The organism is Stenotrophomonas sp. STEN023, assembly GCF_056760135.1.
Genome location: NZ_JBRREF010000092.1, coordinates 1 through 17,219, shown reverse-complemented (window position 1 = coordinate 17,219; position 17,219 = coordinate 1). Strand labels below are relative to the sequence as shown.

Sequence of the window (17,219 nt, the reverse complement as noted above, 5' to 3'; positions counted from 1 at the left end):
TGGGGGGGGGGGGGGGGGGGGCCGGGTTGTTGGGTCCCCCCATTCTCTCTTGTTTTCGGCCCGGGCGGTCCTCCTGCGGGCTCGGGGCCCCCCCCCGGCCCCAAAAAAAAGCACTGGCACAGCCGCGACTGGTTTCACTTAGAACCAAAAGGAATAACATTCCGGTTTGCGACACGCGCGCCGACGGCCCGGCGCTGCTAGGCTGCACGCCCCTTACTTATGCCCTCCGGTTGCCCAGGCAGTGATCGAGTTCCAGCACCTGCAGAAAGCTTATGCCGTCGACGGCCGCGCGATCACCGCGCTGCACCCGCTCGACCTGAAGATCCAGGCCGGCGAAGTGTTCGGCATCATCGGCCACTCCGGTGCCGGTAAGTCGACCCTGATCCGACTGATCAACCGCTTGGAAGAGCCCAGTGGCGGCCGGGTGCTGATCGATGGCCAGGACGCCACCGCGTTGGATGCCGATGGGCTGCGCACCTTGCGTCGGCGCATCGGCATGATCTTCCAGCACTTCAACCTGCTGTCGGCGCGTACCGTGGCCGCCAACGTGGCCTTCCCGCTGGAACTGGCCGGCACGCCCAAGGCCGAAATCGACGCGCGCGTGGCCGAGCTGCTGCGCATGGTCGGGCTGGAAGCGCATGCGGCCAAGTACCCCTCGCAGCTGTCCGGCGGGCAGAAGCAGCGGGTCGGCATTGCCCGCGCGCTGGCCACGCGCCCGCAGATCCTGCTGTGCGACGAAGCCACCAGTGCACTGGACCCGCAGACCACCGCCTCGGTGCTGGCCCTGCTGGGCAAGATCAACCGCGAGCTGGGCCTGACCATCGTGCTGATCACCCATGAGATGGATGTGATCCGCCGCGTCTGCGACCGCGTCGCAGTGCTCGATGCCGGCCACATGGTGGAGATGGGCCCGGTCACCGAGGTCTTCCTGCATCCCAGGCACGCAACCACGCGCCGTTTCGTCTCCGAGTCCGAACACATCGATGAAGGCGAGCAGCTACGCGATTACGCCTCGGTTGGTGGCCGCATCGTGCGCCTGACTTTCCTCGGCGAAGGCACGTACGAACCGCTGTTGGGCCGCATTGCCCGTGACACCGGGGTGGACTACAACATCCTTACCGGGCGCATCGACCGCATCAAGGACACGCCTTACGGTCAATTGACTGTGTCTCTGGTGGGCGGCGACCAGAACGCCGCGCAGGCGGCCTTCGTTGCTGCCGGTGTGCATGTCGAGGAGCTGCGCCGATGATCATTGCAACTGCCGCCGAAGGCTTCTTCCGCCATCTGGACGCGGGCAAGTGGGCCGATATCGGCCAGGCCACCATCGACACCCTGCTGATGCTGGCCGGCTCGTTGCCGCTGACGCTGGCGATTGGTTTGCCGCTGGGCGTGCTGCTGTTCCTGACCGGCTCGCCGCAGCTGCACCGCAAGCCGGTGGTCTACGGCATCACCGCGCTGTTGGTGAACCTGCTGCGTTCGGTGCCCTTCATCATCCTGATGATCGTGCTGATTCCGGTGACCCTGGGTCTGATGGGCACTTCACTGGGCGTGCGTGGCGCGATCCTGCCGCTGGTGGTTGGCGCAGCGCCGTTCTACGCGCGTCTGGTGGAAACCGCGCTGCGTGAAGTCGATCGTGGCGTGATCGAAGCCAGCCAGGCAATGGGCGCAACCACCAAGCAGCTGGTCTTCAAGGTGCTGCTGCCGGAAGCGCGACCGGGCCTGATCGCCGGCGCCACTGTCACCACCATTGCCTTGATCGGCTTCACCGCGATGGGCGGTGCGATTGGTTCCGGCGGCCTCGGCGATCTGGCCTTCCGCGACGGCTACCAGCGCTCGCACACCGATGTGGCGCTGGTCACCGTGGTGTTGCTGCTGGTGCTGGTGCAGCTGCTGCAGATGCTCGGCGACCGTCTGGTTACGCATTACAGCCGCAAGTAATGGAATGACCGCGGGCCGGCATGTTGCGTGCCGGCCTGTTAGCGTATGTCCACACCATCCTTCCCCACGGGATCTGTTACCGATGAACAAGCTGCTCACCTTTCCCCTGATTGCCGCCGTGCTGGCCCTGTCGGCCTGCGCCAAGCCTGCCGCCGATGAGTCCAAGCTGGTGGTCGCCGCCACCGCCGTGCCGCACGCCGAGATTCTGCAGGTGGTCAAGCCGCTGCTGGAGAAGGAAGGCGTCAAGCTCGACGTGCGCGTATTCAACGACTACGTGCAGCCCAACGACCAGCTGGTGCAGAAGCAGGTGGACGCCAACTACTTCCAGACCGAGCCTTACCTCAAGGCCTACAACCTGGACCGCAAGACCGATCTGGTCACCGTCACCGGTGTGCATATCGAGCCGTTCGGCGCCTATTCGCGTCGCTTCAAGTCGCTGGCCGAACTGCCCAATGGCGCCGACGTGGTGATCCCGAACGACCCCAGCAACAACAGCCGCGCGCTGATCCTGCTGGACACCGCCGGCGTCATCAAGCTCAAGGACCCGAGCAACGCCCTGTCCACCCAGCGTGACATCACCGAGAACCCGAAGCAGCTCAAGTTCCGTGAGCTGGACTCGGCGATGCTGCCGCGCGTGCTCGACCAGGTTGACCTGGCCCTGATCAATACCAACTACGCGCTGGATGCCGGCCTGAACCCGACCAAGGACGCACTGGCGATCGAGAGCAGTGAGTCGCCCTACGTGAACTTCCTGGTTGCACGCCCGGACAACAAGGACGACGCCCGCGTGCAGAAGCTGGCCAAGGCCCTGACCAGCCCGGAAGTGAAGGCTTTCATCGAGCAGAAGTACAAGGGCGCGGTGCTGCCCGCGTTCTAAGCTCCTCCTGTAGTGCCGAGCCATGCTCGGCAAGGGCTTTCCAAGCAGCCCCAATGTAGTGCCGAGCCATGCTCGGCAAGGGATTTCCAAGCAGCCCCAATGTAGTGCCGAGCCATGCTCGGCAGGGGCTCTACCGGTAGCCCAATGTGGGAGCGGCGTAAGCCGCGAAGCAGATATCGCCACGGGCGCATACGACATTGCGATCCGAAGGTGCGCTTGCTTCGCGGCTCACGCCGCTCCCACACGTTTGGTATCCCGGTAAAGCCTCTGCCGAGCATGGCTCGGCACTACAGGCCGGGAATGCCGGTAAGGCCTCTGCCGAGCATGGCTCGGCACTACAGGTCGGGAATGCCGGTAAAGCCTCTGCCGAGCATGGCTCGGCACTACCGGTATTCGGCATGGCGTAATCTTTGGTCCTGCATCCTTGGATCAGCCCCCATGCCTGTGCTTTTCGCTCTGCCGCTGGCGATACTGGTTTTCGTCGCGATCATGTTGCTGCTGATGCCGCTGTCGCTGTGGCAGCGTGTGCGCAGCGGCGGCGCACGGCGGCAAGCGCGGCCTTGGCTGATTACCTTCAATTTCTGGGCGACACTGGTGTCCACCGGCCTGTTCGCTGTGTTCGTTGGCATCGCCGGCTTCTGGTGGCCCGGCGCCTGGTCCTACGCCGCGCTGGGTTGGCTGGCAGGCCTGCTGGTCGGCGTGCTCGGCCACTACCTGACCCGCTTCGAGCCCGGTCCAGAGACACTGCATTACAAGCCCAATACCTGGCTGGTACTGGTGTTGACCGCGATGATCGTGGTGCGCGTGGTCGCCGGCATGGTGCAGGGCTGGCAGGCATCGATGAACAGCGTGCCGTGGCCGGATTCGGGCTGGCTCAGCCATGCCGGCTTGCTGGCGATGGCTGCGCTGCTGCTCGGATATGCAGGCATGTACGCCTGGTTGCTGCGGCGCCGCGTCCGTCATCACCAACGTTATCGGCAGTTTGATCGTAGTCCGCGCTGAGCCTGTATCTGATGGCAGGCGGATGCTGTCCCGGCTAGTCTGACGCAAGCAGATACGGAGACGCTTGATGGGTGTGCTGCAGTTCTTCGGGCGCCGTTTGGCGCATTTCCTGGCGCAGCCACGCGCCAACCAGATGCGGCCATCGACCAGCGATCCGGCCATGTTGCTGCGCACGCTGCGGCGTGGCGATGTGCTGCTGGTGGAGGGCAACAGCCGCTTCTCCACAGCCATCAAATACCTGAGCCAGTCCACCTGGTCGCATGCTGCGCTGTATATCGGCGAGGAGCCGTTGCTGGAAGGTGGCAAGCCACAGCCGATGCTGATCGACGTCGATGTGGAGCAGGGCGTGCGGCGTATCCCACTGACCGAGTTCGCCAACCAGCACACCCGTATCTGCCGTCCGCAGGGGCTGTCACCGGTGGTGGTTGATCAGCTGGTTGGCTTCATGCGCGCCCGCCTGGGCTATAGCTACGACCTGAAGAATGTCTTCGATCTGGCGCGATTCCTGATCCGCCAGCCGCCGGTACCGGGGCATATGCGCCGTCGCTTGATTGCATTGGGCAGCGGCGAGCCAACCAAGGCGATCTGTTCAACCCTGCTGGCGCAGGCCTTCGAGTCGATCCGCTACCCGATCCTGCCGGAGATCGAAACAGTGCTGGCGCAGGTGGGCGGCGCCGAGCAGTCGCAGGAGATCCTGCATATCCGCAATTACAGCCTGTACACACCGCGCGACTTCGATGTGTCGCCGTTCTTCGATGTGGTCAAGCCGCGTTTGCAGCACAACTTCGATTACCTGGCGCTGCAATGGAGTGATGACGGCAGCCCCTGATCAACCCCCTCCCTTGCCCCGGAGGGGCAGGGGAGGGGTAGCGCTTGCTTCTGCCTTGGCATTGATCAGCGAAGTCCCACAAAAAAACACGGGCCGCGAACGGCCCGTGTTTCATTTACAAGCACTGCATTGAATCTACAACGGTGTTGCCAGGAACGTTGTCGCTTAGAAACGTGCACCCAGGCCGAAGCCCACGGTCCACGGATCCAGCTTCAGCTCACCAGCATTCTGGCCGGCAATGCGCAGGTCAGGACGCGACTGCATGTAACGCGCATCAGCGCGGGCAAACCAGGTCGAGTTGATGTTCATGTCGACGCCGACGGTGCCGATCGCGCCCTTGGCGGTTTCGACGCCAACGTGGCTGCCGCTGGTACTGACGCCGTCGATCTTCTCGTTGCTGAAGTTCGACTCGTAGTAACCCAGGCCAACGAACGGACGGAACACGTTGTCCGCCTGGCCGAAGTGGTACTGCGCGCTCAGTGCAAGCGGCTGCTGTTCGACGCTGCCAACCTTGGCGCCACCATCGGTGCGCACGCGGTGGTCGAACTTGTCGGCTGCGCCCCACAGTTCAACGGCGAAGTTGTCGTTGAAGTAGTAGCTGGCGCTGATCGTCGGTGCCGGGCCGCCATCGACCTTGCCAATGCCGTCGATCGGATCGTTCTTGGGCTGCAGCAGACTGATGCCGCCAACCACGGCAAAATGCTTCCCCGATGCGGTATCGCCATTGCCATCCTGCGCAAATGCGGTGGAAGACAGCGCCAGTGCGGCGAGCGTGGCAAGGCTGAGAATTTTGATGGAACGCATGACTAACTCCTCGTGTTGCGATCAGGACTACGTTGTTATCAAGGCCCTCGTTACGGGGCGTGGCCACCCTAACGATGGCAAGATGAATCGCTCTAAACGCAGGGATTTTTCAGTGCCGCTGCGTTCAGCGAAAAACAGAGGGATCCCATGGACACGAAGCTTCAACGAAAACTTCCATTCACGATGTTGTGCTGCGCGTGATGAGCCTTGATCTGTTGCAGGGCTTGCCAGCGCAGGTGGATACCGCTTGCCGCGTGCTGGTGTTGGGCTCGATGCCAGGTGCGATATCACTGGATGAATCGCGCTATTACGCGCATCCCCGCAATCGCTTCTGGCCGTTGATGGCGGCATTGTGCGGCTTCGATGCGCAACTGCCCTATGCACAACGATTGCAATGCCTGCAGCGTGCCGGCGTTGGCTTATGGGATGTGATCGGGCAGTGCCAGCGCGCTGGCAGCCTGGATGCGGCCATCGTGCGCGGCAGTGAAGTGCCCAATCCGATTGCACAACTGCTGGCCGATCTGTCCGAGCTGCGTGTCATCGCCTGCAATGGCGCTGCGGCACACAGTGCGTTCCAACGATGGATCGCACCGGCTTTGCCGCCTTTGGCGGCTGCGCTGCCGGTAGTGGCCCTGCCTTCGACCAGTCCGGCCAATGCGGCGTGGTCGCTGCCGCGCCTGACTGGGCAGTGGCAAGCGCTGCAGCCTTGGTTGAATGCGCCAAACGCGGTGGTATCGCCTGCAACAAATGGTTTGGCTGGCTAGGACAGGCAAGACAGCCTGCAACTCACAAACCGTGCCTGGGGGCGGAAAATACGGCCACCACGACGTATCTGACGCGGCCTTGTCCGGGGACATACGCAGGCGAATTCGCTTGTAGCGGTTGGCGCTGCGGCCCGCTAACGCCACAATAGGGGATTCCCTCATTGTTGCTGGAGTAGTTCATGGCCGAAATCAAGGAAGCACTTGTCCCCGATATCGGTGACTACAGCGACATTCCGGTGATCGAAGTGCTGGTCGCGGTTGGCGATACGGTCAAGAAGGACCAGGGTCTGGTCACGCTGGAATCGGACAAGGCGACGATGGAAGTACCCTCGGCCTACGCCGGTGTGGTCAAGGAACTGAAGGTCAAGGTCGGTGACGGCCTGTCCGAAGGCAAGGTCGTGGCCCTGATCGAAGTCAGCGAAGAGGCGGCCAAGCCCGCTGCCGCTGCCGCGCCGGCAGCCCCGGCCAAGGTTGAAGCCGCTGCCGAGACCGGCACCAAGGTCGAGCCGGTGGCGGTTGCCCCGGTCGCCGACAAGCTGGCCCAGCGCGAAATCGCCCAGGAAGACTCGGTTACCACCAGCAAGCCGGCCACCCCGCCGGTGCAGTTCAACGCCGAAGGCGTGCTGCCGGCCAATGTGCCGTATGCCAGCCCGGCCGTGCGTGTCTTCGCCCGTGAACTGGGCGTGGACCTGCAGCAGGTCAAGGGCACCGAGAAGGGCGGCCGCATCACCAAGGGCGACGTGCAGAAGTTCGTCAAGGGCGCGCTGTCCGGCGGCGTTGCTGCCAGCGCCGGTGCTCCGGCTGCTGCCGGTGGCGGCCTGAACCTGCTGCCGTGGCCGAAGGTCGACTTCAGCAAGTTCGGCGAGACCGAAGTGGTGCAGCTGTCGCGCATCAAGAAGATCTCCGGCGCCAACCTGGCCCGCAACTGGGCGATGATCCCGCACGTCACCCAGTTCGAGCAGGCTGACATCACCGATCTGGAAGGCCTGCGCGTGGCCCTGAACAAGGAAAACGAGAAGGCCGGCATCAAGCTGACCATGCTCGCCTTCCTGATCAAGGCCAGCGCCGCCGCGCTGAAGAAGTTCCCCGAGTTCAACGCTTCGCTGGATGCCAGCGGCGAGAACCTGACCCTGAAGAAGTACTTCAACATCGGCTTTGCCGCTGATACGCCGAGCGGCCTGGTCGTGCCGGTGATCCGTGACGTCGACAAGAAGGGCGTGGTGCAGATCGCCCAGGAAAGCGGTGAGCTGGCCAAGAAGGCGCGTGACGGCAAGCTCGGCCCGGCCGACATGAGCGGCGGCTGCTTCTCGATCAGCTCGCTGGGTGGCATTGGCGGCACCGCCTTCACCCCGATCGTGAATGCGCCGGAAGTGGCCATCCTCGGCGTCTCCAAGTCGTCGATCCAGCCGGTCTGGAACGGCAAGGAATTCGCGCCGAAGCTGATGTTGCCGCTGTCGCTGAGCTATGACCACCGTGTCATCGACGGCGCCCTGGCGGCCCGTTTCACCACCTACCTGTCGCAGGTGCTGGCCGACATGCGGCGCGTGCTGCTGTGATGCCAGTGGCGCCACGACGCGCCCTGCTGGCGCTGGTGCTGGCTGCCCTGACGGGCCCGGCACTGGCCGCCAGCCAGTGCCTGCCGGTGGTCGGCGAGGGTTGGCCGCCGGCGGTGGGCAACTACGGCCAGGCGGCGACCAGTCTGCTCGGTGGCCAGGCCGAAGATGGTCTGTCGTTGCTGGTGTTGCCGGCACGTGGGGTGGAATCGCAGGTGCTGCTGCGCCGCGATGCCGCCACCGGCGGGTGGATGGTGCTGGCCGCCATGGCCGACAAGCGCATCTACAACTGGAGCACCACGGTTGGTCGCGGTGGCGTCAACCTGCAGCTGGACCAGGAACCCGAGTTCGCCCAGGCGCCATTGCCCGATGCACTGGCGCAGCGCCTGGTCGAGGTCTGGGGCAAGGCCCTGGCCTCGTCCGAGGTGGCGGCACGTGCGCCGGTTACCGATGGCGAGGTGCTGTCCTTCACCGTCAATGGTGAGCGTTACAGCGGTCTGCGGCCGACGTGCGGCCAGCTTGAAGCGCTGCAGGAACAGGCGGCGCTGCTGACTGAACTGGCCCATAGCAAAGACAAAAAATACGAGAAGCGCTACGCCAACATCGAACGCGCGCTCGACAAGATGCATGACCGGTTCGTCGGCGACGCCGGCTGAGCCCACAGGAGAAAACAATGGCGACGATTGAAATCAAGGTTCCGGACATTGGCGACTACAACGACGTGCCGGTGATCGAGATTCTGGTGGCCGTGGGCGACACGGTGAAGAAGGACCAGGGTCTGGTCACGCTGGAGTCGGACAAGGCCACGCTGGAAGTGCCGGCCTCGGCCGCGGGTGTGGTCAAGGAAATCAAGGTCAAACTCGACGACAAGTTGTCCGAGGGCGACGTGGTGCTGATCCTGGAAGCCGAAGGCGAGGGCGCTGCCCCGGCCGTGGCACCAGCCCCGGCTGCTGCTCCCGCACCTGCCGCACAGCCCGCCGCTGCCGCCGCTCCGGCCGCGGTCAGCGCGCCGGTTGCCGCTGCTGCACCGGCCGCATCTGGCCCGATCGAGGTCAAGGTGCCGGATATCGGTGATTACCAGAACGTGCCGGTGATCGAGATCCTGGTCGCCGTGGGCGACACGGTGAAGAAGGACCAGGGCCTGGTCACGCTGGAATCGGACAAGGCCACGCTGGAAGTGCCGTCCTCGGCCGATGGCGTCGTCAAGGAAATCAAGGTCAAGCTGGACGACAAGCTGTCGGTCGGCGATGTGGTGGTGGTGCTGGAAGGCGCTGCTGGCGCCGCACCTGCTGCTGCCAAGGCAGCACCGGGCAGCAAGCCGCCGGTGACCCCGTCGCACCGCGCGCCGGACCCGGCCGTGGCCGCCAAGGCATTGCCGTCCAGCGGCCGCACCGCTGACATCGAGTGCCGCATCGTGGTGCTGGGCGCAGGCCCGGGCGGCTATACCGCTGCCTTCCGCGCTGCCGACCTGGGCATGGATACCGTGTTGATCGAGCGTTACGCCAGCCTCGGCGGCGTCTGCCTCAACGTTGGCTGCATTCCGTCCAAGGCGCTGCTGCATGCCGCTGAAATCATCGATCACGCCGCGCATGCCGACGAACTCGGCATCGAGTACGGCGCGCCGAAGATCAGCCTGGACAAGCTGCGCGGCTACAAGGAAAAGGTCGTCGGTCAGCTGACCAAGGGCCTGGCCGGCATGGCCAAGCAGCGCAAGATCCGCACCGTGCACGGCCTGGCCAAGTTCGTCTCGGCCAATGAGCTGGAGATCGTCGGCGACGACGGCAAGACCCAGTTGCTGCGCTTCGAACAATGCATCATCGCTGCCGGTTCGCAGGCGGTGAAGCTGCCGAACTTCCCGTGGGACGACAAGCGTGTGATGGACTCCACCGACGCACTGGAACTGGCCGAAGTGCCGGGTTCGCTGCTGGTTGTGGGTGGCGGCATCATCGGCCTGGAAATGGCCACCGTGTACAGCGCCCTGGGTTCCAAGGTGACCGTGGTCGAGTTCATGGACCAGCTGATGCCGGGCGCCGACAAGGACCTGGTCAAGCCGCTGGCCGACCGCCTGAAGAAGCAGGGCATCGACGTCCATCTGAAGACCAAGGCGTCCGGCGTCAGCGCCGATGCCAAGGGCATCACCGTGAGCTTCGACGCCGCCACCGAAGGCGAGAAGCCGGCGATGGAAAGCGGCACGTTTGATCGCGTGCTGGTCGCTGTCGGCCGCTCCGCAAACGGCAAGAAGATCGATGCCGACAAGGCCGGTGTCGAAGTCACCGATCGCGGCTTCATTCCGGTTGACCGGCAGATGCGTACCAATGTGCCGCACATCTTCGCCATCGGCGACATCGTCGGTAACCCGATGCTGGCGCACAAGGCCACGCACGAAGGCAAGCTGGCTGCCGAAGTTGCCTTCGGCGAGAAGAAGGAGTGGGTGGCACGGGTGATTCCGTCGGTGGCCTACACCAATCCGGAAATCGCCTGGGTCGGCGTCACCGAGACCGAGGCCAAGGCCAAGGGCTTGAAGGTGGGCGTGGCCAAGTTCCCGTGGGCGGCCAGCGGTCGCGCGATTGGCATTGGCCGCACCGAAGGCTTCACCAAGCTGATCTTCGACGAAGAAACCCACCGCGTGATCGGTGGTGCCATCGTCGGCGTGCATGCCGGTGAATTGCTGGCCGAGATTGGCCTGGCGATTGAAATGGGTGCGGAGGCCGAGGATATCGGCCACACCATCCACGCGCACCCGACCCTGAGTGAGTCGGTGGCGATGGCCTCGGAGATCTACGACGGCACCATCACCGATCTGTATATCCCGAAGAAGAAGTAACCCACACGACGCCCCTTAACCGGGGCGTCGCTGTTTTCGGCAGTTCAAAGGAGCAAGGGAATGTTGCGGAAGAATGTGTTGCTTGGCGTATTGCTGCTCGCGGGCCCTGCGTTTGCCGAGGCGGGAGATCCTGGGCTTGCCGCGGCCTTGCTGAAATGCCCGGGCGCAGCACCTTTCGTCGAGGCAGATCGATTACGCGCGGAAGAACGGAAGAATACGCGTGCCGACGTGGTGCCTTCGGAGCCGGCACTTCGCCAACAGCTGCTGGACATGGCGCAGGCTGACCAGGAAGCTCGCCAAGGTGAGTGGACGCGGGCCATGGTCGAGAAACTGCAGGCGGTGGATGCCGCCAATCTGCCGCGTATCAAGCATATCGTGGCTGCGCATGGTGGCTTGCCGGGTGTGGCGCAGGTGGGTGGCGATGGTGTTTCTGCAGCGTGGCTGCTGGTGCAGCATGCCGACAGTGACGTCGCATTCCAGCAGCAGGTACTGGGCGGCATCGAACCGATGGTGCAGCGTGGCGAAATATCGGCGCATGATTTCGCGTTGCTGACCGACCGCGTCCTCGTCAACAGTGGCGAGCTGCAACGGTATGGCAGCCAACTTCTGGCAGTCGATGGCCGTTGGCAGGCAAAGCCGATGGCGTCGCCTGATCAGGTTGACCAGCGTCGGGCCAGCATCGGTCAGATGCCGTTGGCCGACTACATCTGCGTGGCGACGCAGATGTTCCCGACGCCGCCGGCAGTGGCGAAATAGAGTTCACGGAATGACTGAGCAAGCGCGCGCTTGCGGCTTTTGCCGGTAGAGCTTCTGCCGAGCATGGCTCGGCACTACTAGCCCCTCTCCCGCATGCGGGAGAGGGGTTGGGGTGAGGGGGCTTTTGGGGATTTACCCGGAAGCCTCTGCCGAGCATGGCTCGGCACTACCGCCGGGAAAGGCGTTGAGGTGAGGGAGCCTGTCAGAACGACAAACTCACACCCGCGACCGGGCCCTTGAACTCCTGCTTCAGGCCGATCACGCCGTCGCTGCCTTTCTGGTCAACATCCAGCTTGAACCAGTCGTAGCCGGCGAAGATGCCGAAGTTCTTGTTGACGTTGTATTGCACGATTGCGTTGGCGCGGCTCAGGTCGCCCTTGTAGTCGTCGAAGTTGCCCCAGCTGGTGTTGAGGTACTGGCCCTGCAGGTTGATCAGCCAGTTCTCCGAGGGCGTGAAGGTCAGGCGCGCGCCAATCACCGGTGCGATGCCGTCGGCTTTCTCGTTGAGGAAGCGGCCCTGGTAGACGTCGCCAACATCGGCGTAAGCGTCGGCACTGATCTTTGCGTACTCGGCGCCGAGCTGCAGGCCGAGATCGAAGCGATCACCATCGACCACCGAGTAGTCGTAGACCAGTGTCGCCACCTGGTACTTCAATTCGCCCTTCACGAAGCTGCCTGCGGGTACCGTGGTGTCGCCCCAGCGGATGCCTTCATCCAGCGTCTCGCGCCGGTCCTTGTCGTACTTGAAGTAATCGAAGATCAAACGCTGGCGGTCGCTGATGCGGAACAGGCCGTCGATGCGCGGTTCCCATTCCTTGCCGCCGAGGCTGAAGTCCTCCGACAGATCCACGTCCTGGCCGGCAACCGTGGTGCTGCCGCGGATGGTGTTGTCGGTGTCGATGTTCATCGCGCCAAGCCGCACGGTGAAGCGCGGGTCGCCTTCGGCGGCGCGCGCGGGTAACGAATGGCTCAGAGCCAGTGCGAGTGCACACGGAGCAAGTGCGAGAATGAAGCGGTGATTGCGCATGCCATTGCCTGCTTGTTGCGATAGAGCAACCGACCTTCGCCGATCCGATGTAGAGAACGGTAAGCACAGCGTGCAGGAAATGTGTAGGCGGGGATCAATTGCGGCGAGGTGGTGCCGCCGAGGGCGTGCGACACCACCTCACCCGAGCCTGCGCACGCGCCCGACGAGGTAGCGGGTGGCGGACTGCGTAGGTCTGACCGGCGGGGCGGGGGGAAGTTCCCGTGCTGCGGTGCAATATTTATTGTCCCGCAGACTTGCTCGATGGCCGCGCATTGGGGGAAAAAACGTGATATTGCGGCCACTTGCATAGTCAAATGGGGACAAATGCCGGTTGTCTCGCAAATTGTCCCGCTGTTATACTTTCGCGGCTCGACGAGACGCCTTTGCGCGATTCGGCTCTTTCCTTTACCTGAAGCAGGACACTTTGACGTGCTGAACTCCGTTGACGCGGGTCGGCGACTGATGTTGCGCGCCGCGGTCTACCCGCTGGTCGCAGTGGTGGTCCTGGCTCTGGCCTTCCTCTTCGTGGGGCCAAAGCATGCGCTGGGCGCCCTTGTATCGGGCCTGGCGGTGGTAGCAGGGACGGCGCTGGCCGCGTGGGTTGGGCTCGGTGGCGGCGTTCAGGCCGCTGGTTCAGCAATGGTCCGCCTGTTCCTGGGGTTCGTGCTGAAGATTGTGCTTATTGTTGCTGTGCTGGGAATGGCTTTTTTCTGGTGGCAACTCCCTCCTTTGGCACTGCTGGCGGCAATTCCAGTGGCGCTGATGTTCCAGGTTCTGGCTCTGGCCAGACGTTGATTCACTCATAAAGGTTCCGGACACATGGCGGGCGAGGCTCTAACTCCTACCACGTACATCCAGCATCACCTGCAGAATCTGACCGCTCCGGTCGGTGAGGGCGGTGGTTTCTGGATGATCCACGTCGATACCATCGTCACCGCGGTCCTGATGGGCCTGCTGATGGTGTTCGCCTTCTGGATGGCAACCCGCAAGGCCACCGCCGGTGTGCCGGGCAAGTGGCAGGCGTTCGTTGAAATCTGCCTGGAGTTCGTTGACCGCCAGGCCAAGGACACCTACCACGGCAAGAGCAAGCTGATCACGCCCATCGCGATCACCATCTTCTTCTGGATCCTGTTGATGAACCTCATCAAGATGATCCCGGCCGATTTCATCGCCAAGCCGCTTGAGCTGGCAGGCATCCACTACTGGAAGCCGGTGCCGACCGCCGACGTCAATGCCACCCTGGGCATGTCGATCAGCGTGTTCATCCTGATGATCTTCTTCGCGCTGAAGTCCAAGGGCATCGGCGGTTTCGTCAAGGAATTCCTGACGGCCCCGTTCGGCAAGTGGATGATGCCGTTCAACCTGATCCTCAACATCGTCGAGTGGCTGAGCAAGCCGATCTCCCTGGCGATGCGACTGTTCGGCAACATGTTCGGCGGCGAAATCGTTTTCCTGCTGATCTGGGTGCTGGGCGGTGCCGGCGTGTTCGGTGCCGTTGCCGGTGGCGTGTTCGGCTTTGGCTGGATGCTGTTCCACCTGCTGGTGATCCCGCTGCAGGCCTTCATCTTCATGATGTTGACCATCGTGTACTTGAGCCTGTCGGAAGACAGTCACTAAAGTTACAAGCTTCACCCAGTTTCAACCTTCATCCGTTTCATCACCCTTAGCTACTTAAAGTTCCTGGAGATAACCATGTACTTCGCCGTCCTGACCAACCTCGCCCAAGTTCAGAGCTCCACCGCCCTTGCCGTCGGCATCATGATCGGCCTGGCCGCACTTGGCGCTGGCCTCGGTCTGGCCATCATGGCTGGTAAGTTCCTGGAATCGGCCGCTCGCCAGCCGGAACTGATCCCGGTCCTGCAGGTCCGCATGTTCATCACCGCCGGCCTGATCGACGCCGCGTTCATCATCTCGGTCGCCGTTGGCCTGCTGCTGGCCTTCGCCAACCCGCTGGCTGCTGCTCTGCTGGCCGAAGCCGCCAAGCTGGCAGGCTGATCCAGCTGCAGTGAGACGGTCGGGTGCCTGTTGGCGCCCGACTTCGGATGAAGGTTCGGTTGCGCTGCCATGGCGGCGCAACCACCCCCGACACCAGCGATCGAGCTAATCATGAATATCAATCTCACCCTCTTTGCACAGGCCCTGGCCTTTGCGTTGCTGATCTGGATCATCGCGACCAAGATCTGGCCGCCGTTGTTGAAGGCCATTGAAGAGCGCCAGCAGAAGATCGCTGAGGGCTTGGCCGCTGCCGACCGCAGCCAGAAAGATCTGGCGCAGGCGGAAGTAAAGGTCAACGAGGCACTGAAAGAAGCCCGTGGCAAGGCCAACGAGATCATCGACCAGGCGCACGCCCGTGCGAACCAGATCGTTGAAGCCGCCAAGAACGAAGCCATCGCCGAAGCCACCCGCCAGAAAGACCTGGCCCAGGCTGAAATCGACGCTGCCGCCAACCGTGCCCGTGAAGATCTGCGCAAGCAGGTGTCCGCTCTGGCCGTGACCGGCGCCGAAAAGCTGCTCAAGCGCGAAATCGATGCCAACGCCCACAAGGCGCTGCTCGACGAGCTGGCTGCGGAGATCTGATCGATGAGCCAGGCCCTCACGCTTGCCCGCCCGTACGCCCGCGCCGCGTTTGCGATTGCGCGTGACGAAGGCAAGTTCGCGCCGTGGTCGGACGCGCTTGCGTTCTCCGCCCGCGTTGCTGCCGATCCGCGCGTGTCGGCCTTGCTGTCGAATCCGCAGCTGAGCCGCGGCGATGCCGTCGCCCTGCTGACCCCGGACGCGACCAGCGAGACCTACGGTCGCTTCCTGACCCTGCTGGCCGAAGGCCGCCGCCTGCAACAGCTGCCGGAAATCTCCGGTCTGTTCGAGCAGCTGCGCGCTGAAGCCGAGCACGTGGTCAAGGCCACCGTGACCTCGGCAGCCGCGCTGTCGGGCGACGAGCTGGAAAAGATCAAGGCTGCGCTGCGCAAGCGCTTCAACTGCGAAGTCGACGTGTCGACCGCAGTGGACGCTTCGCTGATCGGCGGCGCCGTGATCGATGCCGGCGATGTGGTTATCGATGGCTCGCTCAAGGGCAAGCTGTCGCGCCTGCAGACCGCGCTCGCACACTGAATTCACATTACCGTCCGGCCACAAGCCGGCACTAGGACTTGACGATGGCTACCACGCTCAACCCCTCTGAAATCAGCGAACTGATCAAGACCCGCATCGAGAAGGTCGCCCTGTCCGCAGAGTCGCGCAACGAAGGCACCGTCACTGGCGTGTCCGACGGCATCGTGCGCATCTTCGGTCTGGCCGACGTGATGCAGGGCGAAATGATCGAACTGCCGAACAACACCTTTGCCCTGGCACTGAACCTGGAGCGCGACTCGGTCGGCGCCGTGGTCCTGGGCGATTACCAGCACCTGCGCGAAGGCGACGTGGCCAAGACCACCGGCCGCATCCTGGAAGTGCCGGTGGGTCCGGAAATGCTCGGCCGCGTTGTCAACGCGCTGGGTGAGCCGATCGACGGCAAGGGCCCGCTGGGCACCTCGCTGACCGCCCCGGTGGAGCGCGTTGCTCCGGGCGTGATCTGGCGCAAGTCGGTCGACCAGCCGGTGCAGACCGGTTACAAGTCGGTCGACTCGATGATTCCGATCGGCCGTGGCCAGCGCGAGCTGATCATCGGTGACCGTCAGACCGGCAAGACCGCGATGGCGATCGATGCCGTGATCAACCAGAAGGGCACCGGCATCAAGTGCGTGTACGTAGCGATCGGCCAGAAGGCCTCGACCGTTGCCAACATCGTGCGCAAGCTGGAAGAGAACGGCGCCCTGGCCCACACCGTGGTCGTGGCTGCCACCGCTTCCGAATCGGCTGCGATGCAGTACATCAGCGCCTACGCTGGCTGCACCATGGGTGAGTACTTCATGGACCGCGGTCAGGATGCCCTGATCGTGTACGACGATCTGTCCAAGCAGGCTGTTGCCTACCGCCAGATCTCGCTGCTGCTGAAGCGCCCGCCGGGCCGCGAAGCCTACCCGGGTGACGTGTTCTATCTGCACTCCCGCCTGCTCGAGCGTGCAGCTCGCGTGTCCGAAGAGTATGTCGAGAAATTCACCAACGGTGCCGTCACCGGCAAGACCGGTTCGCTGACCGCACTGCCGATCATCGAGACCCAGGCTGGCGACGTTTCCGCATTCGTTCCGACCAACGTGATCTCGATCACCGACGGCCAGATCTTCCTGGAAACCGACCTGTTCAACGCCGGTATCCGTCCGGCCGTCAACGCCGGTATCTCGGTGTCGCGCGTCGGTGGTTCGGCCCAGACCAAGATCATCAAGAAGCTGTCCGGCGGTATTCGTATCTCGCTGGCCCAGTACCGTGAGCTGGCTGCGTTCGCGCAGTTCGCCTCCGACCTTGACGAAGCCACCCGCAAGCAGCTGGAGCGCGGTCAGCGTGTCACCGAGCTGATGAAGCAGAAGCAGTACCTGCCGATGTCGATCGCCGACCAGGCGCTGTCGATCTACGCCGTCAACGAGGGCTTCCTCGACGACGTGCCGGTCAACAAGCTGCTCTCGTTCGAAGCTGGCCTGCACGCGCACTTCGCCAACACCGCAGGTGAGTTGACCGCCAAGATCAACAGCACCGGCGCGTGGAACGACGATATCGAAGCTGCCTTCAAGAAGGGCATCGCCGATTTCAAGAGCACCGGCACCTGGTAATACCAGTCCAGTAGTGCGGGGCTTGGGGGCGCCCGCCAGAAAACAGCGGGGCCAGGGGCCCCTGTATGGCAAACGCGGGGGTGGGCCGAGCGGCCCCGGCATAAGAGAATGCAAGCGGGGGCGCAAAGAAAACCAAGATAAAAAG

General features: G+C 63.4%; 18 protein-coding genes. 16 read left to right on the top strand and 2 right to left on the bottom strand.

The window, feature by feature from the left end:
- Window positions 1-241 precede the first annotated feature (241 nt).
- From ACVOLV_RS19085 to ACVOLV_RS19065, 5 genes are all read left to right on the top strand, one after another.
- The gene (locus tag ACVOLV_RS19085; RefSeq protein WP_481555736.1) at window positions 242-1,249 is read left to right on the top strand and encodes a methionine ABC transporter ATP-binding protein; all 1,008 of its coding nucleotides are present in this window, start codon (window positions 242-244) and stop codon (window positions 1,247-1,249) included.
- A complete protein-coding gene (locus tag ACVOLV_RS19080) occupies window positions 1,246-1,938 on the top strand; it encodes a methionine ABC transporter permease (protein WP_346500398.1) in 693 nt (230 codons plus the stop codon). Before ACVOLV_RS19085 ends, ACVOLV_RS19080 begins: the two co-directional genes overlap by 4 nt.
- Window positions 1,939-2,020: 82 nt before the next feature.
- Complete coding sequence (locus tag ACVOLV_RS19075) at window positions 2,021-2,815, top strand: MetQ/NlpA family ABC transporter substrate-binding protein (protein ID WP_481555735.1); 795 nt, start codon at window positions 2,021-2,023, stop codon at window positions 2,813-2,815.
- Between the two features lie 438 nt (window positions 2,816-3,253).
- Window positions 3,254-3,817, top strand: coding sequence for a CcdC protein domain-containing protein (locus ACVOLV_RS19070; protein ID WP_481555734.1), 564 nt, complete (start codon window positions 3,254-3,256; stop codon window positions 3,815-3,817).
- Between the two features lie 67 nt (window positions 3,818-3,884).
- Entirely contained in the window at window positions 3,885-4,646 is a 762-nt protein-coding gene (locus tag ACVOLV_RS19065) for a YiiX/YebB-like N1pC/P60 family cysteine hydrolase (protein WP_481555733.1), read from the top strand.
- A 165-nt stretch (window positions 4,647-4,811) separates the two neighbouring features.
- On the opposite strand, the gene ACVOLV_RS19060 is transcribed toward ACVOLV_RS19065, so the two are convergent.
- On the bottom strand, window positions 4,812-5,450 hold the full coding sequence (locus tag ACVOLV_RS19060; protein WP_481555732.1) for an OmpW/AlkL family protein: 639 nt from the start codon (window positions 5,448-5,450) through the stop codon (window positions 4,812-4,814).
- A gap of 200 nt (window positions 5,451-5,650) precedes the next feature.
- Here ACVOLV_RS19060 and ACVOLV_RS19055 point away from each other — a divergent pair, with 200 nt between their 5' ends.
- From ACVOLV_RS19055 to ACVOLV_RS19035, 5 genes are all read left to right on the top strand, one after another.
- Window positions 5,651-6,214 (top strand): DNA-deoxyinosine glycosylase, encoded by a 564-nt coding sequence (locus tag ACVOLV_RS19055; protein WP_481555731.1) that lies wholly within the window; start codon window positions 5,651-5,653, stop codon window positions 6,212-6,214.
- Window positions 6,215-6,393: 179 nt separating this feature from the next.
- Entirely contained in the window at window positions 6,394-7,770 is a 1,377-nt protein-coding gene (locus ACVOLV_RS19050; protein WP_481537675.1) for a dihydrolipoyllysine-residue acetyltransferase, read from the top strand.
- Window positions 7,771-7,775: 5 nt separating this feature from the next.
- Window positions 7,776-8,423, top strand: a complete 648-nt coding sequence (locus ACVOLV_RS19045; RefSeq protein ID WP_481555730.1) for a hypothetical protein — start codon at window positions 7,776-7,778, stop codon at window positions 8,421-8,423.
- 17 nt (window positions 8,424-8,440) lie between these two features.
- Window positions 8,441-10,591: a dihydrolipoyl dehydrogenase gene (lpdA, locus tag ACVOLV_RS19040; protein ID WP_481555729.1), complete on the top strand. Its 2,151-nt coding sequence runs from the start codon at window positions 8,441-8,443 to the stop codon at window positions 10,589-10,591.
- 60 nt (window positions 10,592-10,651) lie between these two features.
- The gene (locus ACVOLV_RS19035; RefSeq protein ID WP_481555728.1) at window positions 10,652-11,347 is read left to right on the top strand and encodes a DUF6624 domain-containing protein; all 696 of its coding nucleotides are present in this window, start codon (window positions 10,652-10,654) and stop codon (window positions 11,345-11,347) included.
- 202 nt (window positions 11,348-11,549) lie between these two features.
- On the opposite strand, the gene ACVOLV_RS19030 is transcribed toward ACVOLV_RS19035, so the two are convergent.
- A complete protein-coding gene (locus ACVOLV_RS19030) occupies window positions 11,550-12,374 on the bottom strand; it encodes a hypothetical protein (RefSeq protein WP_481555727.1) in 825 nt (274 codons plus the stop codon).
- A 429-nt stretch (window positions 12,375-12,803) separates the two neighbouring features.
- Between ACVOLV_RS19030 and ACVOLV_RS19025 the strand changes: the two genes are divergently transcribed.
- The 6 genes from ACVOLV_RS19025 (at window position 12,804) to atpA (ending at window position 17,074) form a co-directional block, all read left to right on the top strand.
- Entirely contained in the window at window positions 12,804-13,169 is a 366-nt protein-coding gene (locus ACVOLV_RS19025) for a hypothetical protein (RefSeq protein WP_481555737.1), read from the top strand.
- A 24-nt stretch (window positions 13,170-13,193) separates the two neighbouring features.
- Window positions 13,194-13,991: a F0F1 ATP synthase subunit A gene (atpB, locus tag ACVOLV_RS19020; protein WP_282273293.1), complete on the top strand. Its 798-nt coding sequence runs from the start codon at window positions 13,194-13,196 to the stop codon at window positions 13,989-13,991.
- A 75-nt stretch (window positions 13,992-14,066) separates the two neighbouring features.
- Window positions 14,067-14,369, top strand: coding sequence for a F0F1 ATP synthase subunit C (atpE, locus tag ACVOLV_RS19015; protein ID WP_054661978.1), 303 nt, complete (start codon window positions 14,067-14,069; stop codon window positions 14,367-14,369).
- A 111-nt stretch (window positions 14,370-14,480) separates the two neighbouring features.
- Window positions 14,481-14,951 carry a F0F1 ATP synthase subunit B gene (locus ACVOLV_RS19010; RefSeq protein ID WP_296251133.1) on the top strand — a complete coding sequence of 157 codons (471 nt, stop codon included), beginning with the start codon at window positions 14,481-14,483 and terminating at the stop codon, window positions 14,949-14,951.
- 3 nt (window positions 14,952-14,954) lie between these two features.
- The gene (locus tag ACVOLV_RS19005) at window positions 14,955-15,482 is read left to right on the top strand and encodes a F0F1 ATP synthase subunit delta (RefSeq protein WP_481512842.1); all 528 of its coding nucleotides are present in this window, start codon (window positions 14,955-14,957) and stop codon (window positions 15,480-15,482) included.
- 44 nt (window positions 15,483-15,526) lie between these two features.
- Window positions 15,527-17,074: a F0F1 ATP synthase subunit alpha gene (gene atpA, locus ACVOLV_RS19000; RefSeq protein WP_481555726.1), complete on the top strand. Its 1,548-nt coding sequence runs from the start codon at window positions 15,527-15,529 to the stop codon at window positions 17,072-17,074.
- Window positions 17,075-17,219 lie beyond the last annotated feature (145 nt).